Source organism: Pseudomonas sp. URMO17WK12:I9, assembly GCF_900230165.1.
GTDB lineage: Bacteria > Pseudomonadota > Gammaproteobacteria > Pseudomonadales > Pseudomonadaceae > Aquipseudomonas > Aquipseudomonas fulva.
The window spans coordinates 98695-118163 of the sequence record NZ_OCMQ01000008.1 but is presented as its reverse complement, the minus strand read 5'-3'; the positions used below and the strand labels follow the sequence as shown (position 1 = coordinate 118163).

Here is a 19469-nt window from a genome sequence, read left to right as displayed (position 1 = left end):
CACGCTTGGCGGCGGCCGATGTAAACGCTTGCTGGCCGTGCCGAGGTGTTACTCCCCCTCGTCGAAATAGTTGTTGATCAACTCGACCAGTGCCTCCATGGCTTCGCTGTCCTGTTCGCCTTCGGTGAGCAGGTGGACCTGAGTGCCTTTACCCGCCGCCAGCATCATGACCCCCATGATGCTCTTGCCATCGACCAGCTTGTCCGGTGCACGACCTACCTTGACCTGGCAGGGAAAGCGACCGGCAACCCCGACGAATTTGGCTGCCGCCCGGGCATGCAGACCCAGTTTGTTGATGATGGTGATTTCGCGGGCGGGCATGAGCTGGCGGATCCTTGGGCTAGAGGTCGCGGTGGCGAACCTGGACGTTTTTCAAAGATTGCTGGAGCAACTGGCCCAGCCGTTCGGTGAGGTACACCGAGCGATGATGGCCGCCAGTGCATCCGATGGCGATGGTGACATAGGCACGGTTGCTGGCGGCGAACCGTGGCAGCCACTTGAGCAGGTAGCTGGAAATATCGGTGAACATCTCTTCGACGTCCGGCTGAGCCGCGAGGTAGTCGATGACGGGTTGTTCAAGGCCGGAATGCTCGCGCAGTTCTGGCTTCCAGTAAGGGTTGGGCAGGCAGCGCACGTCGAACACCAGATCGGCATCGACCGGCATGCCCCGCTTGAAGCCGAATGACTCCACCAGAAAAGCCGTACCCGGTTCTGGCTTGTCCAACAAGCGCAGCTTGATCGAGTCACGCAGCTGATAGAGATTCAGGCGGGTGGTGTCGATCTTGAGATCGGCCAGGTCAGCTATCGGCCCCAGCAAATCCCGTTCGACGCGAATCGCCTCGGCCAGTGAGCGATCGGCATTGGTCAACGGGTGGCGTCGGCGGGTTTCGGAAAAACGCTTGAGCAGCGTGTCTTCGTCGGCATCGAGGTACAGCACGTCGCACTGGATGTGACGAGCACGCGCTTGTTCGAGCAGTTCGGGAAAGCGCGACAAGTGGCTTGGCAGGTTGCGTGCGTCAATCGATACGGCAACCTTGGGCTGCGGCAATTCGGTGTTGAGCAGCGCGCTTTCCGCCAACTGCGGCAGCAGCCCGGCGGGCAAATTGTCGATGCAGTAGAAACCGTTGTCTTCGAGGACATCGAGGGCCGTGCTCTTACCGGAGCCGGACCGGCCACTTACGATGATCAAGCGCATGTTCAATGCTCGTTCTGTACGTCCAGGACGACCTGGAACAAGGCCTCGCTGCTCTGGGCTGCACGCAGGCGATCACGAACGTCCTTGCGATCGAGCATGCTGGCTATCTGGCGCAGCAGTTCCAGATGAGCATCGGTGGCCGCAACCGGAACCAGCAGAACGAAAAGCAGGTCCACGGGCGCGCCATCGATCGCGTCATAATCGATGGGGGCGTCAAGGTGCAGAAGGGCGCTGACCGGTGAGGAGCACCCTTCGAGGCGGCAATGGGGGATGGCGATGCCATTGCCGAAACCAGTGGAGCCCAGCTTTTCGCGGGCCACCAGTTTTTCGAAGACGTCTTGCATCTCAAGTTCAGGTACTTGATCGGCAATCAGGGTGGCGACCTTTTCCAGGGCGCGCTTCTTGCTGCCGCCCGGCACGTTCACGAGGGAACGGCCGGGGGTCAGGATGGTTTCAAGTCGGATCATGGATGAGGGGGATCAGCGGGCTGCTGCACCTTGCAGCAGGCTTTGCTGTTTTTCCTTGTGTTTTTTCAGTTGGCGGTCGAGCTTGTCGGCCAAGGCGTCGATGGCTGCATACATGTCTTCGTGTTCGGCGTTGGCTACCACTTCACCGCCAGGAATCTGCAAGGTCGCTTCGACCTTCTGCTGCAGCTTCTCGACTTTCATGATGACCTGCACGTTAGTGATCTTGTCGAAGTGACTCTCCACGCGGGCGAGCTTTTCGAGCACGTAATCACGCAAGGGTTGGGTGACTTCTACATGCTGTCCACTGATATTGACTTGCATACAGCTTCTCCTTTTGTTGCCCGTGCATCAAAGAGGCAGGTGTTGCACCTGCCACACAAACGCGGTGGCACATCTCAGGGGCTACATCAATCGCTTGCGCTCGCTCGAGGGTGCGATACCCAGGGACTCGCGGTACTTGGCGACAGTGCGACGGGCGACCTGGATGCCTTGTGCCTCCAGTAAACCAGCGATCTTGCTGTCACTCAATGGCTTTTTCTGATTTTCCGCCGCAACCAGTTTCTTGATGATCGCGCGGATCGCCGTGGACGAGCATTCCCCGCCTTCGGAGGTGCTGACGTGGCTCGAGAAAAAGTATTTCAGCTCGTAGATGCCGCGGGGGGTGTGCATGTACTTCTGGGTGGTGACCCGGGAAATGGTCGACTCGTGCATGCCCACAGCTTCTGCGATGTCGTGCAGCACCAGCGGCTTCATCGCCTCGTCGCCGTGGTCCAGGAAACCGCGCTGATGCTCGACGATCTGCGTAGCCACCTTCATCAAGGTTTCGTTGCGGCTTTGCAGGCTCTTGATGAACCAGCGTGCTTCCTGCAACTGGTTGCGCATGAAGGTGTTGTCGGCACTGGTGTCGGCGCGGCGTACGAACCCGGCGTATTGCGCGTTAACGCGCAGGCGTGGCACCGCCTCCTGGTTCAGTTCCACCAGCCACCGCTCGCTGTCCTTGCGCACGATCACATCCGGCACCACGTACTCGGGCTCACTGGACTCGATCTGCGACCCTGGGCGAGGGTTGAGACTCTGCACCAGTTCGATGACCTGGCGCAGCTCATCTTCCTTGAGTTTCATGCGGCGCATGAGCTGGCTGTAGTCGCGGCTTCCCAGCAGGTCGATGAAGTCGCTGACCAGGCGCATGGCCTCGGTCATCCACGGGGTGCTGGCCGGCAGCTGGCGCAGTTGCAGCAACAGGCATTCGCCCAGCGTGCGGGCGCCGACACCAGCAGGTTCGAATTGCTGGATACGATGCAGCACTGCCTCGACTTCGTCCAGCTCGATGTCGAGCTCAGGGTCGAACCCTGCACAAATCTCTTCCAGACTGTCTTCCAGATAGCCCTGATTGTTGATGCTGTCGATCAAGGTGACTGCAATGAGCCGGTCGGTGTCGGACATCGGCGCCAGGTTCAACTGCCACAGCAGATGGCTTTGCAGGCTCTCGCCAGCCGAAGTGCGGGTGGTGAAATCCCACTCGTCGTCGTCATTGCTTGGCAGGCTGCTGGCACTGGTCTGGTAGATGTCTTCCCAGGCGGTGTCGACAGGAAGCTCGTTGGGGATGCGTTCGTTCCACTCGCCGTCTTCGAGGTTTTCGGCGCTGGCAGTGGTTTCCTGGAAGCTGTTGTCCTGGACGTCGCTGGTCGGTTTGTTCTCGGCGTTGTCCGCCATGGGGTCGGTGTTGTCGAAGTCGTCGCCGTCTTCCTGGCGCTCGAGCATCGGATTGGACTCCAGGGCTTCCTGGATTTCCTGCTGAAGGTCCAGGGTGGAAAGCTGGAGCAGGCGGATGGCCTGTTGCAACTGCGGTGTCATCGTCAGTTGCTGGCCCATTTTTAGGACGAGCGATGGTTTCATGGCAGATGCTTTGTACCTTGTTCGCCGGCGCACATGCGCCTTCCACTACACGAGGGCGCCGGGGCGCCATTTCAAGCAAGATTTATGCCTTAAATTGTAGCGTTTGCCTAGAGCACTGTAACAACTTGGCCCGACTTGGGGGCGTCTTTGTTCGTGCCCAAGGCGCGCGTCGTGATCAAAGCCTGAACTCGTGCCCCAGGTAAACTTCTTTCACCAGGTCATTGGCCAGGATGGTCTGGGCATCGCCCTCGGCGATCAGGCGGCCGTCGTTGACGATGTAGGCCGTTTCACAGATATCCAGCGTTTCACGCACGTTGTGGTCCGTGATCAGCACACCGATGCCCTTGGCTTTGAGGTGATGAATGATCTGCTTGATATCACCGACCGAAATGGGGTCCACGCCTGCGAAGGGCTCGTCGAGCAAGATGAATTTTGGAGAGGTTGCCAATGCCCGGGCAATCTCGACACGCCGCCGCTCGCCGCCGGACAGGCTCATGCCCAGGTTATCGCGAATGTGGCTGATGTGGAATTCCTGAAGCAGGCTTTCGAGCTCCTGGCGCTGGCCCTCGCGATCAAGATCCTTGCGGGTTTCCAGGATCGCCTTGATGTTGTCGGCCACCGACAGCTTGCGGAAGATCGACGCTTCCTGCGGTAGATAGCCGATACCGGCCCGGGCGCGACCGTGCATGGGCTGGTGGCTGACATCGAGGCTGTCGATCAGCACGCGCCCCTGATCGGCCTGAACCAGGCCAACGATCATGTAGAAGCACGTAGTCTTGCCGGCGCCATTGGGGCCGAGCAGGCCGACGATCTGACCGCTGTCGATCGACAGGCTGACGTCTCGCACGACCTGGCGGCCCTTGTAGCTCTTGGCCAGGTGCTGGGCTTTGAGGGTTGCCATTTACTCGGCCTTCTTCTTGGGCTGGATCACCATGTCGATACGCTGACGTGGCGTGGTTACGTTGCCACCCCGACCGGCAGTGGCCACTTGTGTCTGGGTGTTGTAGACGATTTTCTCGCCTTCGGTGGTGTTGCCTTCGTTTTCCACCTTGGCTCGGTCGGTGAGCACCACCAGGTCTTTCTGGGCCTGGTACTGGATGGTAACGCCCCAGCCTTTCATCTTGTCCGCCTTGGACGCGCTTTGTTGCTGCTCGAAATAGGCCAGGTTGCCCACCGAGGTCACCACGTCGATGTCGCCACCGTTCGTGCGAGTGATGGTTACGGTGTTGCCTTTGATCATCATAGAGCCCTGGGTGATGATCACGTCACCGGTATAGGTGGCCACGCCTTTCTTGTCGTCCAGGTGCGCATTGTCGGCCTGGATGCGAATCGGCTGGTCACGGTCGTTCGGCAGGGCGAGGGCGCTCGCGCTTCCCAGTGCTGCGCTCAGGCTGAGCAAAAGGGGGAGGGTTTTAACGAGCCTCATACTGTCCTCTTACGTTAGAGAGCAGGTCCATCCTGCCTTCTTTCAGGTACGCTTTCATTCCTTTGCCCGTGGTCGTTCCACCGGCGCCGTCGATTCTAACGGCTTGCTCGGTCTGCGCATATTGCTTCTGCGGGAACACGGTCATGCGCGAGCTGGTGATGATGGTCTCACGCTTCTGTTCGTCAGTGCGGGCAACCCGCACATTGTCGATCAACTCGACCTCGCTGCCGTCGGGGTTGACCTCGGCGCGGGTGCTTTGTACATGCCACGGAAACGCCGTGCCGCGGTACAGGTGCAAGTCCGGCGTGGTCAACATCGTGACCTCGCTGGCCTTGAGATGTTCGACTTTGTCGGCGGTCATTTCGTACTGGAGCCTGCCGTCGGGCAGGAACTGGACGCTGTGGGCGTTGATGGCGTAGTAGTCGATGGCGCTCTCGTCGACCTGGGCGATTGGCTTCTCCAGGAAGCTCTCCGGGCTGACGTTCCAGTAGCCGACGGCCACCAGCAGGGCCGCAATGGCCCCGAGCAGCACGATGTTTCTGGCTTTCTTGCTGAACATGGGCAACCTTACAGGTAGTTGGCGTTGGCAGCATCCAGGGTACCCTGGGCCTGCATGATGAGTTCGCAGAATTCACGTGCGGCGCCTTCGCCGCCGCGGGCCTGGGTCACGCCGTGAGCGTGCTCGCGCACGAACGGCGCCGCGTTGGCGACGGCCATGCCCAGAGCTACGCGCCGAATGACCGGCAAGTCCGGCAGGTCATCGCCAAGGTAAGCCACCTGATCATAGCTCAGGCCCAGCTCGGCGAGCAGGCCGTCGAGCACCACGAGTTTGTCTTCGCGCCCCTGATACAGATGCGCGATGCCGAGGTTCTTCGCCCTGCGTTCGACGACCGGTGTCTTGCGCCCACTGATGATCGCGGTCGTAACGCCAGACGCCATCAGCATCTTGATGCCGTGCCCGTCGAGGGTATTGAAGGTCTTGAACTCGCTGCCGTCTTCAAGAAAATAGAGACGCCCGTCGGTGAGTACACCATCGACGTCGAAGACCGCCAGCTTGATGGCCTTGGCGCGTTGCATCAGATCCTGATTCATCGTGGAGCTCCTCACAGTACGCCAGCGCGCAGCAGATCGTGCATGTTCAGGGCGCCGGTGGGGCGGTCGTGGGCGTCCACCACCACCAGTGCGCCAATCTTGTTGTCTTCCATGATTTTCAACGCTTCAGCGGCCAGCATTTCGGCCCGGGCGGTCTTGCCGTGTACCGTCATCACCTCCTCGATCAAGGCGGTGCGCACATCGATGTTGCGGTCCAGGCTGCGGCGCAGGTCGCCGTCGGTGAAGACGCCGGCCAGCGTGCCATCGTCTTCGATGATCACGGTCATGCCCAGGCCTTTGCGGGACATTTCAAGCAGGGCGTCCTTGAGCAGTGTGCCGCGCGTCACCTTGGGCAGGTCGTCGCCGGCGTGCATCACGTTCTCGACCTTGAGCAGCAACCTGCGCCCCAGCGCACCGCCGGGGTGGGAGAAGGCAAAATCCTCGGCGGTGAACCCGCGTGCTTCGAGCAGGGCGATGGCAAGGGCATCCCCCAGCACCAGGGAGGCGGTGGTGGAGGATGTGGGCGCCAGGTTCAACGGGCAGGCTTCCTGGGCGACGCTGGCGTCGAGATTGACGTCGGCGGCCTGGGCCAGGGACGAGGCCGGGTTGCCGGTCAGGCTCACCAGCTTGATGCCCAGGCGCTTGATCAGTGGCAAGAGGGTGATGATTTCGGCAGTACTGCCAGAGTTCGACAGCGCGAGAATCACGTCGTCGCGGGTGATCATGCCCATGTCGCCATGGCTGGCTTCGGCCGGGTGCACGAAGAAGGCCGGTGTGCCGGTACTGGCCAGGGTGGCGGCGATCTTGTTGCCGATATGCCCGGACTTGCCCATGCCGACCACCACGACACGGCCTTTGCTGGCCAGGATCAGCTCGCAGGCCTTGACGAAGTCGTCGCCGATACGCTCGATCAGGGCCGTGACGGCCTCGAGTTCCAGGCGCAGGGTGCGTTGGGCGGATTGGATCAGCTCGCTGGATTGGCTCATGTCGAAAAAGCAGTGTCTGATAAAAAGGCGGCGATTATAGCGGTAATGATTGAAACCCTCACGCTTTCGATTGTCGTAGGCAATATCCCCAAACGCTGTCGACTAGCTGAACAGCGGGCGGTACGGCCTTGGGGCGGCGTTCAGAGCGGTGTTATAGTTCGCGGCTATTCGGCCTGGCCCGGGGCGTGTGCCTTCCCGATGAAGGCTGACGTCCACTAGGACAGGGCTGCACTAGCAAGGAGTCTAGATGAGTGTGGATAGCGCCTGCGCGGTCGAGTTGAAGGGGGTTACCTTCAAACGCGGTTCACGCAGCATTTTCAACAATGTCGACATCCGTATCCCACGCGGCAAGGTCACCGGCATCATGGGGCCATCGGGTTGCGGCAAGACCACATTGCTTCGTCTGATGGGTGCGCAACTGCGCCCTACAAGTGGGGAAGTGTGGGTGGCCGGGCAGAACCTGCCGGCGCTTTCGCGCAGTGACCTGTTCGATGCACGCAAGCAAATGGGCGTGCTGTTCCAGAGTGGTGCCCTTTTCACCGACCTCGATGTCTTCGAAAACGTGGCGTTCCCCCTGCGCGTGCACACACAACTGCCGGACGAGATGATTCGCGACATCGTGCTGATGAAGCTGCAGGCGGTGGGCTTGCGCGGCGCCATCGACCTGATGCCGGACGAATTGTCCGGCGGCATGAAGCGGCGCGTGGCCCTGGCCCGGGCCATCGCCCTGGACCCGCAGATCCTCATGTACGACGAGCCCTTCGTGGGCCAGGACCCGATCGCCATGGGGGTGCTGGTGCGCTTGATTCGCCTGCTCAACGATGCCCTGGGCATTACCAGCATCGTGGTGTCCCATGACCTGGCAGAAACTGCCAGCATCGCCGACTACATCTATGTAGTCGGAGATGGCCAGGTGCTGGGGCAAGGTACGCCGGACGAATTGATGGGTTCCGATAACCCGCGCATTCGCCAGTTCATGAAAGGCGATCCCGATGGCCCCGTGCCGTTCCATTTCCCCGCGCCCGATTACCGCGCCGACCTGTTGGGGGCGCGCTGATGCGTCAGAAATCCATTCTTGAGCGTGTGCGCCTGCTGGGGCGCTCGTCCATTGACGTGCTGGCGGTGCTAGGGCGGTCCTGCCTGTTCCTGTTCCATGCCCTGGTTGGGCGCGGCGGCATCGGCGGCGGCTTCCAACTGCTCACTCGCCAGCTGTATTCGGTGGGTGTGCTGTCCCTGGCCATCGTGGTGGTCTCGGGCATGTTCATCGGCATGGTGCTGGCCCTGCAGGGCTACAGCATCCTCACCAAGTACGGCTCCGAGCAGGCGGTGGGGCAGATGGTTGCCCTGACCCTGCTGCGCGAACTGGGCCCGGTGGTGACCGCCTTGCTGTTCGCGGGCCGAGCCGGTTCCGCCCTGACGGCCGAGATCGGCAACATGAAGTCCACCGAGCAGCTTTCCAGCCTCGAGATGATCGGCGTAGACCCCCTCAAATACATCGTTGCGCCGCGCCTTTGGGCAGGGTTCATCTCATTGCCGTTGCTGGCGCTGATCTTCAGCGTGGTGGGGATCTGGGGTGGCTCGTGGGTGGCGGTCGACTGGCTGGGCGTCTATGAAGGGTCTTTCTGGGCCAACATGCAGAACAGTGTCTCCTTTACCGACGATGTGCTCAACGGGTTGATCAAGAGCCTGGTGTTCGCCTTCGTCACCACCTGGATTGCCGTGTTCCAAGGGTATGACTGCGAGCCCACTTCCGAAGGGATCAGCCGTGCCACTACCAAGACCGTGGTCTATGCCTCGCTGGCTGTACTGGGTCTGGACTTTATTCTGACCGCTTTGATGTTTGGAGATTTCTGATGCAAAACCGCACCCTGGAAATCGGTGTCGGCCTGTTCCTCCTGGCCGGCATTCTGGCGTTGCTGATGCTGGCCCTGCGCGTCAGTGGCCTGTCGGCCAGCCCCGCCACCGATACGTACAAAGTTTATGCCTACTTCGACAATATCGCCGGTTTGACTGTCAGAGCGAAGGTGACCATGGCCGGCGTCACCATCGGCAAGGTCACCGCCATCGACCTGGACCGTGATTCGTACACCGGTCGGGTGACGCTGCAACTGGACAAGTCGGTGGATAACCTGCCGACCGACTCCACGGCGTCGATCCTGACTGCCGGGCTGCTTGGCGAGAAATACATTGGCATCAGCGTGGGCGGTGAGGAAGAGGTGCTCAAGGAGGGTGCGACCATTCACGATACCCAATCGTCGCTGGTACTCGAAGACCTGATTGGCAAGTTCCTGCTCAACTCCGTTGGCAAGGAACCCAGAGACGCGCAACCGGACAACTGAGGAGTTTCCATGATATCGATTCTGCGACGTGGCCTGCTGGTTCTGCTGGCGGCTTTCCCCTTGCTGGCCGTGGCGGCACAATCGCCCCACGATGTGATCCAGAGCACCACCAACGAGTTGCTGAGTGACCTGAAGGCCAACAAGCAGCAGTACAAGGCCAACCCCAATGCGTTCTACGAGTCGCTCAATCGGATTCTCGGCCCGGTGGTCGATGCCGACGGTATCTCCAGGAGCATCATGACCGTCAAGTATTCGCGCAAGGCCACGCCCGAGCAGATGCAGCGCTTCCAGGAAAACTTCAAGCGCAGCCTGCTGCAGTTCTACGGCAATGCCCTGCTTGAGTACAACAACGAAGGGATCGTGGTCGACCCGGCCAAGGCCGATGATGGCAAGCGTGCCAGTGTTGGCATGAAGGTCACCGGTAACAACGGTGCGGTGTACCCGGTGCAGTACACGTTGGAGAACATCGCTGGCGAGTGGAAGGTGCGCAATGTGATTGTCAACGGCATCAACATCGGCAAGCTGTTCCGTGATCAGTTCGCCGATGCCATGCAGCGCAATGGCAACAACCTGGACAAGACCATCGACGGCTGGGCCGGCGAAGTGGCCAAGGCCAAGCAGAGCGCCGACAGCTCCCCGGAGAAGGCTGTCAAATGAGCCCGGCCGCCACCGCAAGCATGAACGAGCCTGGCGTACTGCGCCTGGCCGGCGTGCTGGACTACCGCAGTGGCCCTGCGCTGCGCAAGCAGGGCCAGGCGCTGATCAAGGCCAGCGGTGATGCGCAGCTGATCATCGACTGCACGGCCGTCGAGCATTCCACAAGCGTGGGCCTGTCGCTGTTGCTGGCTTTCATGCGCGATGCTCAGGCCGCTGGCAAGCGTTGCCAGGTGCAGGGCCTGCCTGATGACATGCGTGACATCGCCCAGGTTTATGACCTCGACGAGGTGCTGGCGAGCTGAAACGCTGGCGGTAGAATTGCCCCTCGGTCAGTGAACTCCCTCGTTGGGCTTCGCAGGCGAGGGGCTTTTTTGTATGATGGCCGACCCGTGCGCATCGGGCGCCGATTGAGGTTGAGCATGCAGGCCCTAGAAGTTAAAAGCTTCCTTGAAGAAAAATTGCCGGGTTCCCGGGTCGAAGTTGAAGGCGAAGGCTGCAACTTCCAGTTGAACGTGATCAGCGACGAGCTGGCTGGCCTTAGCCCGGTCAAGCGTCAGCAGGCGATCTACGCCCACCTCAATCCATGGATCGCCAATGGCAGCATCCATGCGGTAACCATGAAATTTTTCAGCAGCGCAGCTTGGGCTGAGCGCACCTGAGCCACAAGGCGGCGAGATTCCAAATGGACAAACTGATTATCACTGGTGGCGCTCGTCTTGACGGCGAGATCCGCATTTCGGGTGCGAAAAACGCCGCCCTGCCAATCCTGGCCGCCACCTTGCTGGCCGATGGCCCGGTCACCGTAGGCAACCTGCCGCACCTGCACGACATCACCACCATGATCGAGCTGTTCGGGCGCATGGGCATCGAGCCTGTGATCGACGAAAAGCTGGCGGTGGAAATCGACCCGCGCAGCATCAAGACCCTGGTAGCGCCGTATGAGCTGGTCAAGACCATGCGTGCCTCCATCCTGGTGCTCGGCCCCATGGTTGCCCGCTTCGGTGAAGCCGAAGTGGCGTTGCCCGGCGGTTGCGCCATTGGCTCACGCCCGGTCGACCTGCACATCCGCGGCCTGGAAGCCATGGGCGCAACGATCGAAGTCGAGGCCGGCTACATCAAGGCCAAGGCGCCCGAAGGCGGGCTGCGCGGCGCGCACTTCTTCTTCGATACCGTCAGCGTGACCGGTACCGAGAACATCATGATGGCCGCAGCCCTGGCCAAGGGTCGCAGCGTGTTGCAGAACGCCGCGCGCGAGCCTGAAGTGGTCGACCTGGCCAACTTCATCAATGCCATGGGCGGTAACGTCCAAGGCGCAGGCACCGACACCATCACCATCGATGGCGTGGAGCGTTTGGGTTCGGCCAACTACCGGGTCATGCCCGACCGTATCGAGACCGGTACCTACCTGGTCGCCGCTGCCGTGACCGGTGGCCGCGTCAAGGTCAAGGACACCGATCCGACCATCCTTGAAGCGGTGCTGGAAAAACTCAAGGAAGCCGGTGCCGACATCAGCACCGGTACCGACTGGATCGAGCTGGACATGCACGGCAAGCGGCCCAAGGCCGTCAACCTGCGCACCGCGCCCTATCCTGCCTTCCCGACCGACATGCAGGCGCAGTTCATCTCGCTCAACGCCATCGCTGAAGGCACTGGCGCCGTCATCGAGACGATCTTCGAAAACCGCTTCATGCACGTGTATGAAATGCACCGCATGGGCGCGCAGATCCAGGTCGAGGGCAACACGGCCATCGTCACTGGGGTCAATGCGCTCAAGGGCGCCCCGGTCATGGCCACCGACTTGCGCGCCTCGGCCAGTCTGGTACTGTCGGCCCTGGTAGCCGAAGGGGACACCCTGATCGACCGCATCTACCACATCGACCGTGGTTACGAATGCATCGAGGAAAAACTGCAGATGCTGGGCGCGAAGATCCGTCGCGTGCCGGGCTAGGAGCCCGTTGGCGCAGTGCAGGGAAGCGTGCAGCCTCGCTTGCCCTGCCTGTGCCTCATGAATTGAATGCCGCCAGGTCGTTGACCTGGCCAGCAGTAGCCGCTTAAGGACTGACGTTCCAATGCTGACCATCGCGCTTTCCAAAGGCCGTATTCTCGACGATACCCTGCCGTTGCTGGCCGAAGCCGGTATCGTACCCACCGAGAACCCGGACAAGAGCCGCAAGCTGATCATTCCCACCACGCAGGACGACGTGCGCTTGCTGATCGTGCGTGCCACCGACGTGCCGACCTATGTCGAGCATGGCGCCGCCGACCTGGGCGTGGCTGGCAAGGACGTGTTGATGGAGTATGGCGGCCAAGGTCTCTACGAACCGCTGGACCTGCAGATTGCCCGCTGCAAGCTGATGACCGCCGGGGTGGTTGGTGCGCCAGAGCCCAAGGGGCGTCTGCGGGTGGCCACCAAGTTCGTCAACGTGGCCAAACGTTACTATGCCGAGCAAGGCCGTCAGGTCGACATCATCAAGCTGTACGGCTCCATGGAGCTGGCGCCGCTGATCAACCTGGCCGACAAGATCATCGACGTGGTCGATACCGGTAACACCTTGCGTGCCAACGGCCTGGAACCCCAGGAGATGATCGCCGACATCAGCTCCCGCCTGGTGGTCAACAAGGCCTCCATGAAAATGCAGCACGCCCGCATCCAGAGCCTGATCGACACCCTGCGTAAAGCGGTCGAATCGCGACACCGCGGCTGACTTCTGCGCGCGACCTTCGCTGTCGCGCCCGTCTATCCGCGTCATAGCCACTTTTCTCAGGTGCCCGCGCGGATGGACTGGTAGCCTAGGGCGCCTGAGCATTCGTCATCAACCGAGGCCCTCGCCATGACCGTGTCCACTGCAATTGCCCGTCTCAACGCTGCTGACCCGGACTTCGCCCGACATCTGGATCATCTGCTGAGCTGGGAGAGTGTGTCCGATGAGGCGGTCAACCAGCGCGTGCTCGACATCATCAAGGCTGTGCGCGAGCGCGGCGACGACGCCCTGGTGGAGTTCACCCAGCGCTTCGATGGCCTGCAAGCCGACTCGATCCAGGACTTGATCCTCGATCGTCAGCGGCTCGAGCTCGCACTGACCCGCATCACTGACACCCAGCGTGCGGCCCTTGAAAAAGCCGCCGAGCGCGTGCGTCTTTACCACGAGCGGCAAAAACAGGACTCCTGGCAGTACACCGAAGCCGATGGCACCGTGCTGGGCCAGAAGGTCACCCCGCTGGATCGCGCCGGGTTGTACGTGCCTGGCGGCAAGGCGTCCTACCCCTCATCCGTGCTGATGAACGCCATTCCCGCGAAGGTGGCGGGTGTGGGCGAGGTGGTCATGGTGGTGCCTACACCGCGTGGCGAGGTCAACGAACTGGTGCTGGCCGCGGCCTGTATCGCCGGTGTCGATCGCGTGTTCACCGTCGGTGGCGCCCAGGCCGTGGCTGCTCTGGCCTATGGCACTGCCAGCGTGCCCAAGGTCGACAAGATCGTCGGCCCGGGCAACATCTATGTCGCCACGGCCAAGCGCCATGTGTTCGGGCAGGTCGGGATCGACATGATCGCCGGCCCCTCCGAGATCCTCGTGGTGTGTGACGGCCAGACCGATCCAGACTGGATCGCCATGGACCTGTTCTCCCAGGCCGAGCACGACGAGGACGCCCAGGCCATCCTGGTGAGCCCGGACGCTGCATTCCTCGACCGTGTCGCGAAAAGCATCGACAAGTTGCTGCCGACCATGGAGCGGGCCGACATCATCGAAAAGTCGGTCAATGGGCGTGGGGCATTGATCCAGGTGCGCGACATGCAGCAGGCCATCGAGGTGGCCAACCGTATCGCGCCCGAGCACCTCGAGTTGTCAGTGGCAGATCCACAGGCGTGGTTGCCGCACATCCGTCACGCTGGCGCCATTTTCATGGGGCGTCACACCAGCGAGGCACTGGGTGACTACTGCGCGGGTCCGAACCATGTACTGCCCACCTCTGGCACTGCACGCTTCTCGTCCCCGCTCGGGGTCTATGACTTCCAGAAGCGTTCATCGATCATCTTCTGTTCGGAGCAGGGCGCTTCCGAACTGGGGCGCACGGCCTCCGTGCTGGCCCGCGGCGAGTCGCTGACCGCCCACGCGCGCAGTGCCGAATACCGCATTCTGACTACCGAGAAGGGGAACTGAGCATGAGTCGATTCTGGAGCCCTTTCGTCAAGGCGCTAGTGCCCTATGTTCCTGGTGAACAGCCCAAGCTTGCCCGCCTGGTCAAGCTGAACACCAATGAGAACCCCTATGGCCCGTCGCCCAAGGCGCTCGAAGCCATGCGCGGTGAAATCAACGATAGCCTGCGCCTGTACCCTGATCCCAATGGCGATCACCTGAAGCAAGCGGTCGCGGACTACTACGGCATCACCGCTGCCCAGGTATTCGTCGGCAACGGCTCGGACGAGGTGCTGGCGCACATCTTCCATGGCCTGTTCCAGCACGATGCGCCTCTGCTGTTTCCAGACATCAGCTACAGCTTCTATCCGGTGTATTGCGGGCTGTACGGCATTGCCTATGAGCAGGTGCCCCTGGACGAGCAGTTCCAGATTCGTGTCGAGGACTACCGCAAGCCCAACGCCGGTATCATTTTCCCCAACCCCAATGCGCCGACTGGCTGCCTGATGCCGTTGCAGGCCATCGAGCAACTCTTGCAGCAGAACCCGGATTCGGTGGTGGTCGTCGATGAGGCCTACATCGATTTCGGCGGTCAGACGGCGATCAGCCTGGTAGACCGTTACGACAACCTGCTGGTAACCCAGACCCTGTCGAAATCGCGCTCCCTGGCCGGCCTGCGGGTGGGCTTGGCCGTAGGTCATCCGGACCTGATCGAGGCACTGGAGCGGATCAAGAACAGCTTCAACTCCTACCCACTGGACCGCGCCGCCATCGTCGGTGCAGCAGCGGCATTCGCCGATCGAGCGTATTTCCAGCAGACCTGCCAGAAAGTGATCGACAGCCGCGAAGCGTTGGTGGCCGAGTTGCAAGCGCGTGGCTTCGAGGTGCTGCCATCGGCAGCCAACTTCGTCTTTGCCCGCCATCCTCGACACGATGCCGCCGCCCTCGCGGCGCAGTTGCGCGAGCAAGGGGTCATCGTGCGTCACTTCAAGCAGGCGCGTATCGATCAGTTCCTGCGCATCACCATTGGCACCCCTGAAATGAATCAGGCGTTGCTCGACGCCCTGGCGTGACGTCGCTGCGTTCGCCATGTCCCGCAAGGCTCATGGCGTGCGTCTTTGTTTCGAGGTTATCCAACCACGGGTGCGGCCCAGGCGACGCACCTGATCTTGCTCGCCCTCTGACACGAGTTACCAATGCCTGAATCCAGAATGCCCAAAACCCCAGCAGTGGATCATGACAGCGATCCGTTGCTCATCGACGCCGAGGCGGACGACGAGCAGGTGCAGAGCCAGCCGCCGGTCAGGCACAAACCCTGGCTGCTGTTGCTCGGCCTGATACTGGTGGCCTTGAACCTGCGCCCTGCGTTGTCGAGCATGGCGCCGGTGCTGGGGCAGGTCTCTGACGGGCTGGGGCTCAGCGCAGCGCAGGCAGGCCTGCTGACGACATTGCCGGTGCTGTGCCTGGGCCTGTTCGCGCCGCTCGCGCCCATGCTGGCGCGCCGCCTGGGCAGCGAACGGGTGGTGCTGGGCATTCTGGGGACCTTGGCGGTGGGCATCGTCCTGCGCAGTGTCCTGGGCACGACGGGTCTGTTTCTGGGCAGCCTGCTGGCCGGTGCCAGTATCGGCATCATCGGTGTACTGCTACCGGGTATCGTCAAGCGCGACTTTCCACAGCATGCCGGCACGCTGACCGGCGTCTATACCATGGCGCTGTGCCTGGGGGCGGCGATGGCGGCGGGGGCGACCGTGCCGCTGGCGCACGCCTTGGGCGACAACTGGGCCCCGGCACTGGGGTTCTGGATGCTACCAGCCGTGCTGGCCATGCTGGTATGGCTGCCACAGGCGCGCAACGGTCATGGCGTGCACAAGGTCGCCTATCGCGTGCGTGGCCTTTGGCGTGATCCGCTGGCATGGCAGGTCACACTGTACATGGGCCTGCAGTCCTCGCTCGCCTACATTGTCTTCGGCTGGCTGCCCTCTATCCTGATTGGCCGCGGCCTTAGCCCAACCCAGGCGGGCCTGGTGCTGTCGGGGTCGGTGATCATGCAACTGTTCAGCTCGCTTGCGGCACCCTGGTTGGCCACCCGTGGACGTGATCAGCGCCTAGCGATCGTGGTGGTCATGCTGGTGACCCTTTGCGGACTGTTCGGCTGCCTTTACGCACCCTTGTCGGGGCTGTGGGGCTGGGCAGTGCTGCTGGGCCTGGGCCAGGGTGGCACGTTTGCCCTGGCACTGACCTTGATCGTGCTGCGCTCAAGGGATGCGCATGTGGCGGCAAACCTCTCCAGCATGGCTCAGGGCGTTGGCTATACGCTGGCGTCGATGGGTCCGTTCGCCGTGGGCCTGGTGCATGACCTGACCGGAGGCTGGAGTGCTTTGGGTTGGGTGTTTGCGGTGCTCGGTGCAGGGGCCATCGTGTTTGGCCTGGGGGCAGGGCGCGCGTTGCATGTGCAGGTCACCAGCGAGAAGGTCTGATGGTTTCACGGTGGTACTGGCGTAACCCGGCGACGCGGATTATCGTGCGGTTTTAACCCAAGGGAAGGCCCTTTGATGAGCGATGCCAACCGCGAGTTGATAACCCGTTTCTACCAGGCGTTCCAGCGGCTTGATGCCCAGGCCATGGTCGCCTGTTACAGCGATGACGTGGTGTTCAGTGATCCGGTCTTCGGCACGCTGCGTGGCAGGGACGCCGGCGACATGTGGCGAATGCTGACCCGGCGCGCCAAGGATTTCTCCCTGCGCTACGACAACGTGTGTGCCGATGAGCGCGGTGGTTCGGCGCAATGGACTGCCACTTACGTCTTCGCCCAGACCGGACGAGACGTGGTCAACACCATCCAGGCACGCTTCGAGATCCGCGATGGGCTGATACACCGGCATCAAGACGACTTCGACCTGTGGGCCTGGTCCCGCCAGGCCCTGGGTGCGCCAGGGCTACTGCTGGGCTGGACACCTTGGCTACAGGCCAAAGTACGCCACCAGGCATTCAAGGGCTTGCGGGCGTACCAGCACGCTCAAGGGGCGGCAACGGCCTGATCACGGTCGTGATAGGTGAACGTGGCACGCTCACCGGCCTGCCAGGGTAGCCGTACCTTGATGACGGGTATGAAGCCGCCATGGGTGCGGTGCCAGTCCTTCTGATCTGCCTGGGCCTGCTCCAGGGCACCGGACTCCCCGTCGATGTAAAAGAATGACTGGATGGGCAGCTCGCCCGCGCGGGCTTCATCCCAAGCGCCGATGACTATCTCGTTCCAGACAAAGGGCAGTTCGTCAGCAAACAACCGTTGCGTGCGCAGGGTCTGGTGGAAGGCTTCCGCGCGTTCCGGTATGCGCGCCCGGCGTATGTCGAAGGCGCATTGACGCTTGTAGTCGCCGGTCAGCCTGAAGCGTGCGATCCAGTCTTCGGCCGTGTGCACGCCTTGCTCATGGCAAGCCGTTTCACGTTCGGGTGTCTGTCGATTGTCGCCGCACCCCCGGTTGTCACGTTCCCAGGTGTCGCCGTCGGTGGGCCATGCGCAGAGCATTTCATAGCGCAGGGATCCAGCGGGTCGCTGTATCAGCGGATACAAGGTGAAGCCACTGCGACCATCGGCGGCCAGGCCAGTGGTCGGCAAGTCACTGCGCAGGTAGGAAAACGAAACACCACCTTTGTCCTTGCTGTTCTGGCTATGATGCCAGGTGTGATAGTACGGAGATGGAAGCGTGGACCTCAGCAAGACGCCAGAGCAGGCATGGGCCGGCACGGCATTGCCCTCGCACTGGGTGGGGGTGGCGTTATAGTTTTCCTGCATGCGGGCGGCGGTCTGGGCGCCAATCGAAGCCTGTGCGCTGGCAGTTGCAGCGAGTACCGCAGTGGCCAGCAGTGAACGAATCTGCAAATGGAGCATGATGAGCCCTCGTCGAGTGGGCTCATGAAGTTAATGATGGATACAACCGTTGTGTTGAGTGAAAGAGTACCGGATCAGGTAATCAAACCATGGTATGTGTACCTGGTCAGGGCGGCCAATGGCGCGCTCTACTGTGGCATCAGCGATGACCCGCGGCGGCGCTTCGAGGCGCACCGCAAAGGCCAGGGGGCACGCTTTTTCAAAAGCAGCCCTGCCCAGGCCCTGGTCTACATGGAGCGGTGGCCAGACAAAAGCGAAGCCTTGCGCCAGGAAAGGCTGGTCAAGCGCCTGCGCAAGTCGGCGAAAGAGGCACTGGTGTCCTCCTACAACGCCGAACCTGCATGCCGTGCGGTCAGTCTTTGCGACGCTTGAGCTGATCCACGAGCGTCGTGGGCAAACCTTTGATGATCAAGGTGCCAGCAGCTTCGTCGTACTCCACCTTGTCGCCCAGCAGGTGCGCCTCGAAACTGATCGACAGCCCTTCGGCACGGCCGGTGAAGCGACGGAACTGGTTGAGGGTGCGCTTATCGGCAGGAATCTCCGGTGACAACCCGTAGTCCTTGTTGCGGATATGGTCGTAAAACGCCTTGGGCCGATCCTCATCGATCAGGCTGGACAGTTCTTCGAGCGTCACCGGTTCGCCCAACTTGGTCTGCGTGGTGGCGTAGTCCACCAGCGTCTGGGTCTTTTCGCGGGCAGAGGCCTCAGGCAGGTCCTCGCTTTCCACGAAGTCACTGAACGCCTTGAGCAGCGTGCGCGTCTCGCCCGGCCCGTCCACACCTTCCTGGCAACCGATGAAGTCACGGAAGTAATCCGAGACTTTCTTGCCGTTCTTGCCTTTGATGAACGAGATGTACTGCTTGGAGTTCTGGTTGTTCTTCCATTCCGAAAGATTGATGCGTGCTGCCAGGTGCAACTGACCCAGGTCCAGGTGCCGCGAAGGCATGACATCGAGCTCGGCGTTCACGGCAACGCCTTCGCTGTGGTGCAGCAATGCGATGGCCAGGTATTCGGTCATGCCTTGCTGGTAATGCGCGAACAGAACGTGCCCGCCGGTGGACAGATTGGACTCTTCCATCAGCTTTTGCAGATGCTCCACAGCCTGCCGGCTGAAGGCGGTGAAATCCTGCTCCTGCTCTAGGTACTGTTTCAGCCAGCCACTGAGCGGATAAGCGCCGGACTCGCTGTGGAAGAACCCCCAAGCCTTGCCTTGTTTGGCGTTGTAGCTGTCATTGAGGTCGGCTAGCAGGTTCTCGATGGCGTCCGAGGCCGCGAGCTCGGCGTCACGTGCGTGCAATACGGCAGGGCTGCCATCGGGCTTTTTGTCGATCAGGTGAACGATGCAATGTCGGATTGGCATGGGGAGTCTCGGACAGGTACAAAAGCACT

Annotated in this window: 25 protein-coding genes; 13 read left to right on the top strand and 12 right to left on the bottom strand. The window is 61.5% G+C overall.

The annotated features are described in order from the left end of the window. Positions 1 to 48 precede the first annotated feature (48 nt). From CRP40_RS16440 to CRP40_RS16395, 10 genes are all read right to left on the bottom strand, one after another. Positions 49 to 321, bottom strand: a complete 273-nt coding sequence (locus CRP40_RS16440) for an HPr family phosphocarrier protein (protein WP_027913741.1) — start codon at positions 319 to 321, stop codon at positions 49 to 51. A gap of 19 nt (positions 322 to 340) precedes the next feature. Beyond that, positions 341 to 1195: an RNase adapter RapZ gene (gene rapZ / locus CRP40_RS16435; protein ID WP_023533444.1), complete on the bottom strand. Its 855-nt coding sequence runs from the start codon at positions 1193 to 1195 to the stop codon at positions 341 to 343. Positions 1196 to 1197: 2 nt separating this feature from the next. Next, positions 1198 to 1662 carry a PTS IIA-like nitrogen regulatory protein PtsN gene (ptsN, locus tag CRP40_RS16430; protein WP_027913742.1) on the bottom strand — a complete coding sequence of 155 codons (465 nt, stop codon included), beginning with the start codon at positions 1660 to 1662 and terminating at the stop codon, positions 1198 to 1200. Positions 1663 to 1674: 12 nt separating this feature from the next. After that, entirely contained in the window at positions 1675 to 1983 is a 309-nt protein-coding gene (raiA, locus tag CRP40_RS16425; protein ID WP_003255135.1) for a ribosome-associated translation inhibitor RaiA, read from the bottom strand. An 81-nt stretch (positions 1984 to 2064) separates the two neighbouring features. Next, complete coding sequence (locus CRP40_RS16420; protein WP_023533448.1) at positions 2065 to 3558, bottom strand: RNA polymerase factor sigma-54; 1494 nt, start codon at positions 3556 to 3558, stop codon at positions 2065 to 2067. A gap of 175 nt (positions 3559 to 3733) precedes the next feature. After that, the gene (lptB, locus tag CRP40_RS16415; protein WP_027913743.1) at positions 3734 to 4459 is read right to left on the bottom strand and encodes an LPS export ABC transporter ATP-binding protein; all 726 of its coding nucleotides are present in this window, start codon (positions 4457 to 4459) and stop codon (positions 3734 to 3736) included. After that, positions 4460 to 4984 carry a lipopolysaccharide transport periplasmic protein LptA gene (gene lptA / locus CRP40_RS16410; protein ID WP_023533341.1) on the bottom strand — a complete coding sequence of 175 codons (525 nt, stop codon included), beginning with the start codon at positions 4982 to 4984 and terminating at the stop codon, positions 4460 to 4462. Beyond that, positions 4971 to 5543, bottom strand: coding sequence for an LPS export ABC transporter periplasmic protein LptC (gene lptC / locus CRP40_RS16405; RefSeq protein WP_027913744.1), 573 nt, complete (start codon positions 5541 to 5543; stop codon positions 4971 to 4973). The genes lptA and lptC overlap by 14 nt, the downstream gene beginning before the upstream one ends. 8 nt (positions 5544 to 5551) lie before the next feature. After that, entirely contained in the window at positions 5552 to 6076 is a 525-nt protein-coding gene (locus tag CRP40_RS16400) for an HAD family hydrolase (RefSeq protein WP_027913745.1), read from the bottom strand. 11 nt (positions 6077 to 6087) lie between these two features. Then, a complete protein-coding gene (locus tag CRP40_RS16395; protein WP_027913746.1) occupies positions 6088 to 7062 on the bottom strand; it encodes a KpsF/GutQ family sugar-phosphate isomerase in 975 nt (324 codons plus the stop codon). A 247-nt stretch (positions 7063 to 7309) separates the two neighbouring features. Here CRP40_RS16395 and CRP40_RS16390 point away from each other — a divergent pair, with 247 nt between their 5' ends. From CRP40_RS16390 to CRP40_RS16335, 12 genes are all read left to right on the top strand, one after another. Beyond that, complete coding sequence (locus CRP40_RS16390; protein WP_027913747.1) at positions 7310 to 8119, top strand: ATP-binding cassette domain-containing protein; 810 nt, start codon at positions 7310 to 7312, stop codon at positions 8117 to 8119. Beyond that, on the top strand, positions 8119 to 8916 hold the full coding sequence (mlaE, locus tag CRP40_RS16385) for a lipid asymmetry maintenance ABC transporter permease subunit MlaE (RefSeq protein ID WP_023533432.1): 798 nt from the start codon (positions 8119 to 8121) through the stop codon (positions 8914 to 8916). Before CRP40_RS16390 ends, mlaE begins: the two co-directional genes overlap by 1 nt. Continuing rightward, positions 8916 to 9401, top strand: a complete 486-nt coding sequence (gene mlaD / locus CRP40_RS16380) for an outer membrane lipid asymmetry maintenance protein MlaD (protein WP_027913748.1) — start codon at positions 8916 to 8918, stop codon at positions 9399 to 9401. Before mlaE ends, mlaD begins: the two co-directional genes overlap by 1 nt. Positions 9402 to 9410: 9 nt before the next feature. Continuing rightward, positions 9411 to 10058 carry an ABC transporter substrate-binding protein gene (locus tag CRP40_RS16375; protein WP_027913749.1) on the top strand — a complete coding sequence of 216 codons (648 nt, stop codon included), beginning with the start codon at positions 9411 to 9413 and terminating at the stop codon, positions 10056 to 10058. Next, positions 10055 to 10360 (top strand): STAS domain-containing protein, encoded by a 306-nt coding sequence (locus CRP40_RS16370; protein ID WP_027913750.1) that lies wholly within the window; start codon positions 10055 to 10057, stop codon positions 10358 to 10360. The genes CRP40_RS16375 and CRP40_RS16370 overlap by 4 nt, the downstream gene beginning before the upstream one ends. Positions 10361 to 10477: 117 nt before the next feature. Beyond that, positions 10478 to 10717: a BolA family protein gene (locus CRP40_RS16365; RefSeq protein WP_019471361.1), complete on the top strand. Its 240-nt coding sequence runs from the start codon at positions 10478 to 10480 to the stop codon at positions 10715 to 10717. 23 nt (positions 10718 to 10740) lie between these two features. Then, complete coding sequence (gene murA / locus CRP40_RS16360) at positions 10741 to 12006, top strand: UDP-N-acetylglucosamine 1-carboxyvinyltransferase (RefSeq protein ID WP_027913751.1); 1266 nt, start codon at positions 10741 to 10743, stop codon at positions 12004 to 12006. Between the two features lie 121 nt (positions 12007 to 12127). Further along, positions 12128 to 12763, top strand: coding sequence for an ATP phosphoribosyltransferase (gene hisG / locus CRP40_RS16355; protein WP_023533364.1), 636 nt, complete (start codon positions 12128 to 12130; stop codon positions 12761 to 12763). A gap of 126 nt (positions 12764 to 12889) precedes the next feature. Continuing rightward, positions 12890 to 14215, top strand: coding sequence for a histidinol dehydrogenase (gene hisD / locus CRP40_RS16350; protein WP_027913752.1), 1326 nt, complete (start codon positions 12890 to 12892; stop codon positions 14213 to 14215). 2 nt (positions 14216 to 14217) lie between these two features. Further along, on the top strand, positions 14218 to 15264 hold the full coding sequence (hisC, locus tag CRP40_RS16345) for a histidinol-phosphate transaminase (RefSeq protein WP_027913753.1): 1047 nt from the start codon (positions 14218 to 14220) through the stop codon (positions 15262 to 15264). Between the two features lie 123 nt (positions 15265 to 15387). Beyond that, positions 15388 to 16668 (top strand): MFS transporter, encoded by a 1281-nt coding sequence (locus CRP40_RS16340; protein ID WP_027913754.1) that lies wholly within the window; start codon positions 15388 to 15390, stop codon positions 16666 to 16668. A gap of 75 nt (positions 16669 to 16743) precedes the next feature. Beyond that, on the top strand, positions 16744 to 17229 hold the full coding sequence (locus CRP40_RS16335) for a nuclear transport factor 2 family protein (RefSeq protein ID WP_027913755.1): 486 nt from the start codon (positions 16744 to 16746) through the stop codon (positions 17227 to 17229). Here the strand turns inward: CRP40_RS16335 and CRP40_RS16330 are convergent. Beyond that, positions 17208 to 18080 (bottom strand): hypothetical protein, encoded by an 873-nt coding sequence (locus CRP40_RS16330; protein ID WP_027913756.1) that lies wholly within the window; start codon positions 18078 to 18080, stop codon positions 17208 to 17210. The genes CRP40_RS16335 and CRP40_RS16330 overlap by 22 nt on opposite strands. A 36-nt stretch (positions 18081 to 18116) precedes the next feature. Here CRP40_RS16330 and CRP40_RS16325 point away from each other — a divergent pair, with 36 nt between their 5' ends. Next, positions 18117 to 18452, top strand: coding sequence for a GIY-YIG nuclease family protein (locus tag CRP40_RS16325; RefSeq protein WP_097223518.1), 336 nt, complete (start codon positions 18117 to 18119; stop codon positions 18450 to 18452). Here CRP40_RS16325 and yejK read toward each other — a convergent pair. Next, positions 18433 to 19440 (bottom strand): nucleoid-associated protein YejK, encoded by a 1008-nt coding sequence (gene yejK, locus CRP40_RS16320; RefSeq protein WP_027913758.1) that lies wholly within the window; start codon positions 19438 to 19440, stop codon positions 18433 to 18435. The two genes, CRP40_RS16325 and yejK, sit on opposite strands and share 20 nt — an antisense overlap. Positions 19441 to 19469 lie beyond the last annotated feature (29 nt).

Excerpts from the sequence above, each read along its gene's own strand:
- CRP40_RS16440 (WP_027913741.1), bottom strand. The coding sequence starts at position 321 with ATGCCCGCCCGCGAAATCACCATCATCAACAAACTGGGTCTGCATGCC.
- rapZ (WP_023533444.1), bottom strand. The coding sequence starts at position 1,195 with ATGCGCTTGATCATCGTAAGTGGCCGGTCCGGCTCCGGTAAGAGCACG.
- ptsN (WP_027913742.1), bottom strand. The coding sequence starts at position 1,662 with ATGATCCGACTTGAAACCATCCTGACCCCCGGCCGTTCCCTCGTGAAC.
- raiA (WP_003255135.1), bottom strand. The coding sequence starts at position 1,983 with ATGCAAGTCAATATCAGTGGACAGCATGTAGAAGTCACCCAACCCTTG.
- CRP40_RS16420 (WP_023533448.1), bottom strand. The coding sequence starts at position 3,558 with ATGAAACCATCGCTCGTCCTAAAAATGGGCCAGCAACTGACGATGACA.
- lptB (WP_027913743.1), bottom strand. The coding sequence starts at position 4,459 with ATGGCAACCCTCAAAGCCCAGCACCTGGCCAAGAGCTACAAGGGCCGC.
- lptA (WP_023533341.1), bottom strand. The coding sequence starts at position 4,984 with ATGAGGCTCGTTAAAACCCTCCCCCTTTTGCTCAGCCTGAGCGCAGCA.
- lptC (WP_027913744.1), bottom strand. The coding sequence starts at position 5,543 with ATGTTCAGCAAGAAAGCCAGAAACATCGTGCTGCTCGGGGCCATTGCG.
- CRP40_RS16400 (WP_027913745.1), bottom strand. The coding sequence starts at position 6,076 with ATGAATCAGGATCTGATGCAACGCGCCAAGGCCATCAAGCTGGCGGTC.
- CRP40_RS16395 (WP_027913746.1), bottom strand. The coding sequence starts at position 7,062 with ATGAGCCAATCCAGCGAGCTGATCCAATCCGCCCAACGCACCCTGCGC.
- CRP40_RS16390 (WP_027913747.1), top strand. The coding sequence starts at position 7,310 with ATGAGTGTGGATAGCGCCTGCGCGGTCGAGTTGAAGGGGGTTACCTTC.
- mlaE (WP_023533432.1), top strand. The coding sequence starts at position 8,119 with ATGCGTCAGAAATCCATTCTTGAGCGTGTGCGCCTGCTGGGGCGCTCG.
- mlaD (WP_027913748.1), top strand. The coding sequence starts at position 8,916 with ATGCAAAACCGCACCCTGGAAATCGGTGTCGGCCTGTTCCTCCTGGCC.
- CRP40_RS16375 (WP_027913749.1), top strand. The coding sequence starts at position 9,411 with ATGATATCGATTCTGCGACGTGGCCTGCTGGTTCTGCTGGCGGCTTTC.
- CRP40_RS16370 (WP_027913750.1), top strand. The coding sequence starts at position 10,055 with ATGAGCCCGGCCGCCACCGCAAGCATGAACGAGCCTGGCGTACTGCGC.
- CRP40_RS16365 (WP_019471361.1), top strand. The coding sequence starts at position 10,478 with ATGCAGGCCCTAGAAGTTAAAAGCTTCCTTGAAGAAAAATTGCCGGGT.
- murA (WP_027913751.1), top strand. The coding sequence starts at position 10,741 with ATGGACAAACTGATTATCACTGGTGGCGCTCGTCTTGACGGCGAGATC.
- hisG (WP_023533364.1), top strand. The coding sequence starts at position 12,128 with ATGCTGACCATCGCGCTTTCCAAAGGCCGTATTCTCGACGATACCCTG.
- hisD (WP_027913752.1), top strand. The coding sequence starts at position 12,890 with ATGACCGTGTCCACTGCAATTGCCCGTCTCAACGCTGCTGACCCGGAC.
- hisC (WP_027913753.1), top strand. The coding sequence starts at position 14,218 with ATGAGTCGATTCTGGAGCCCTTTCGTCAAGGCGCTAGTGCCCTATGTT.
- CRP40_RS16340 (WP_027913754.1), top strand. The coding sequence starts at position 15,388 with ATGCCTGAATCCAGAATGCCCAAAACCCCAGCAGTGGATCATGACAGC.
- CRP40_RS16335 (WP_027913755.1), top strand. The coding sequence starts at position 16,744 with ATGAGCGATGCCAACCGCGAGTTGATAACCCGTTTCTACCAGGCGTTC.
- CRP40_RS16330 (WP_027913756.1), bottom strand. The coding sequence starts at position 18,080 with ATGCTCCATTTGCAGATTCGTTCACTGCTGGCCACTGCGGTACTCGCT.
- CRP40_RS16325 (WP_097223518.1), top strand. The coding sequence starts at position 18,117 with ATGGATACAACCGTTGTGTTGAGTGAAAGAGTACCGGATCAGGTAATC.
- yejK (WP_027913758.1), bottom strand. The coding sequence starts at position 19,440 with ATGCCAATCCGACATTGCATCGTTCACCTGATCGACAAAAAGCCCGAT.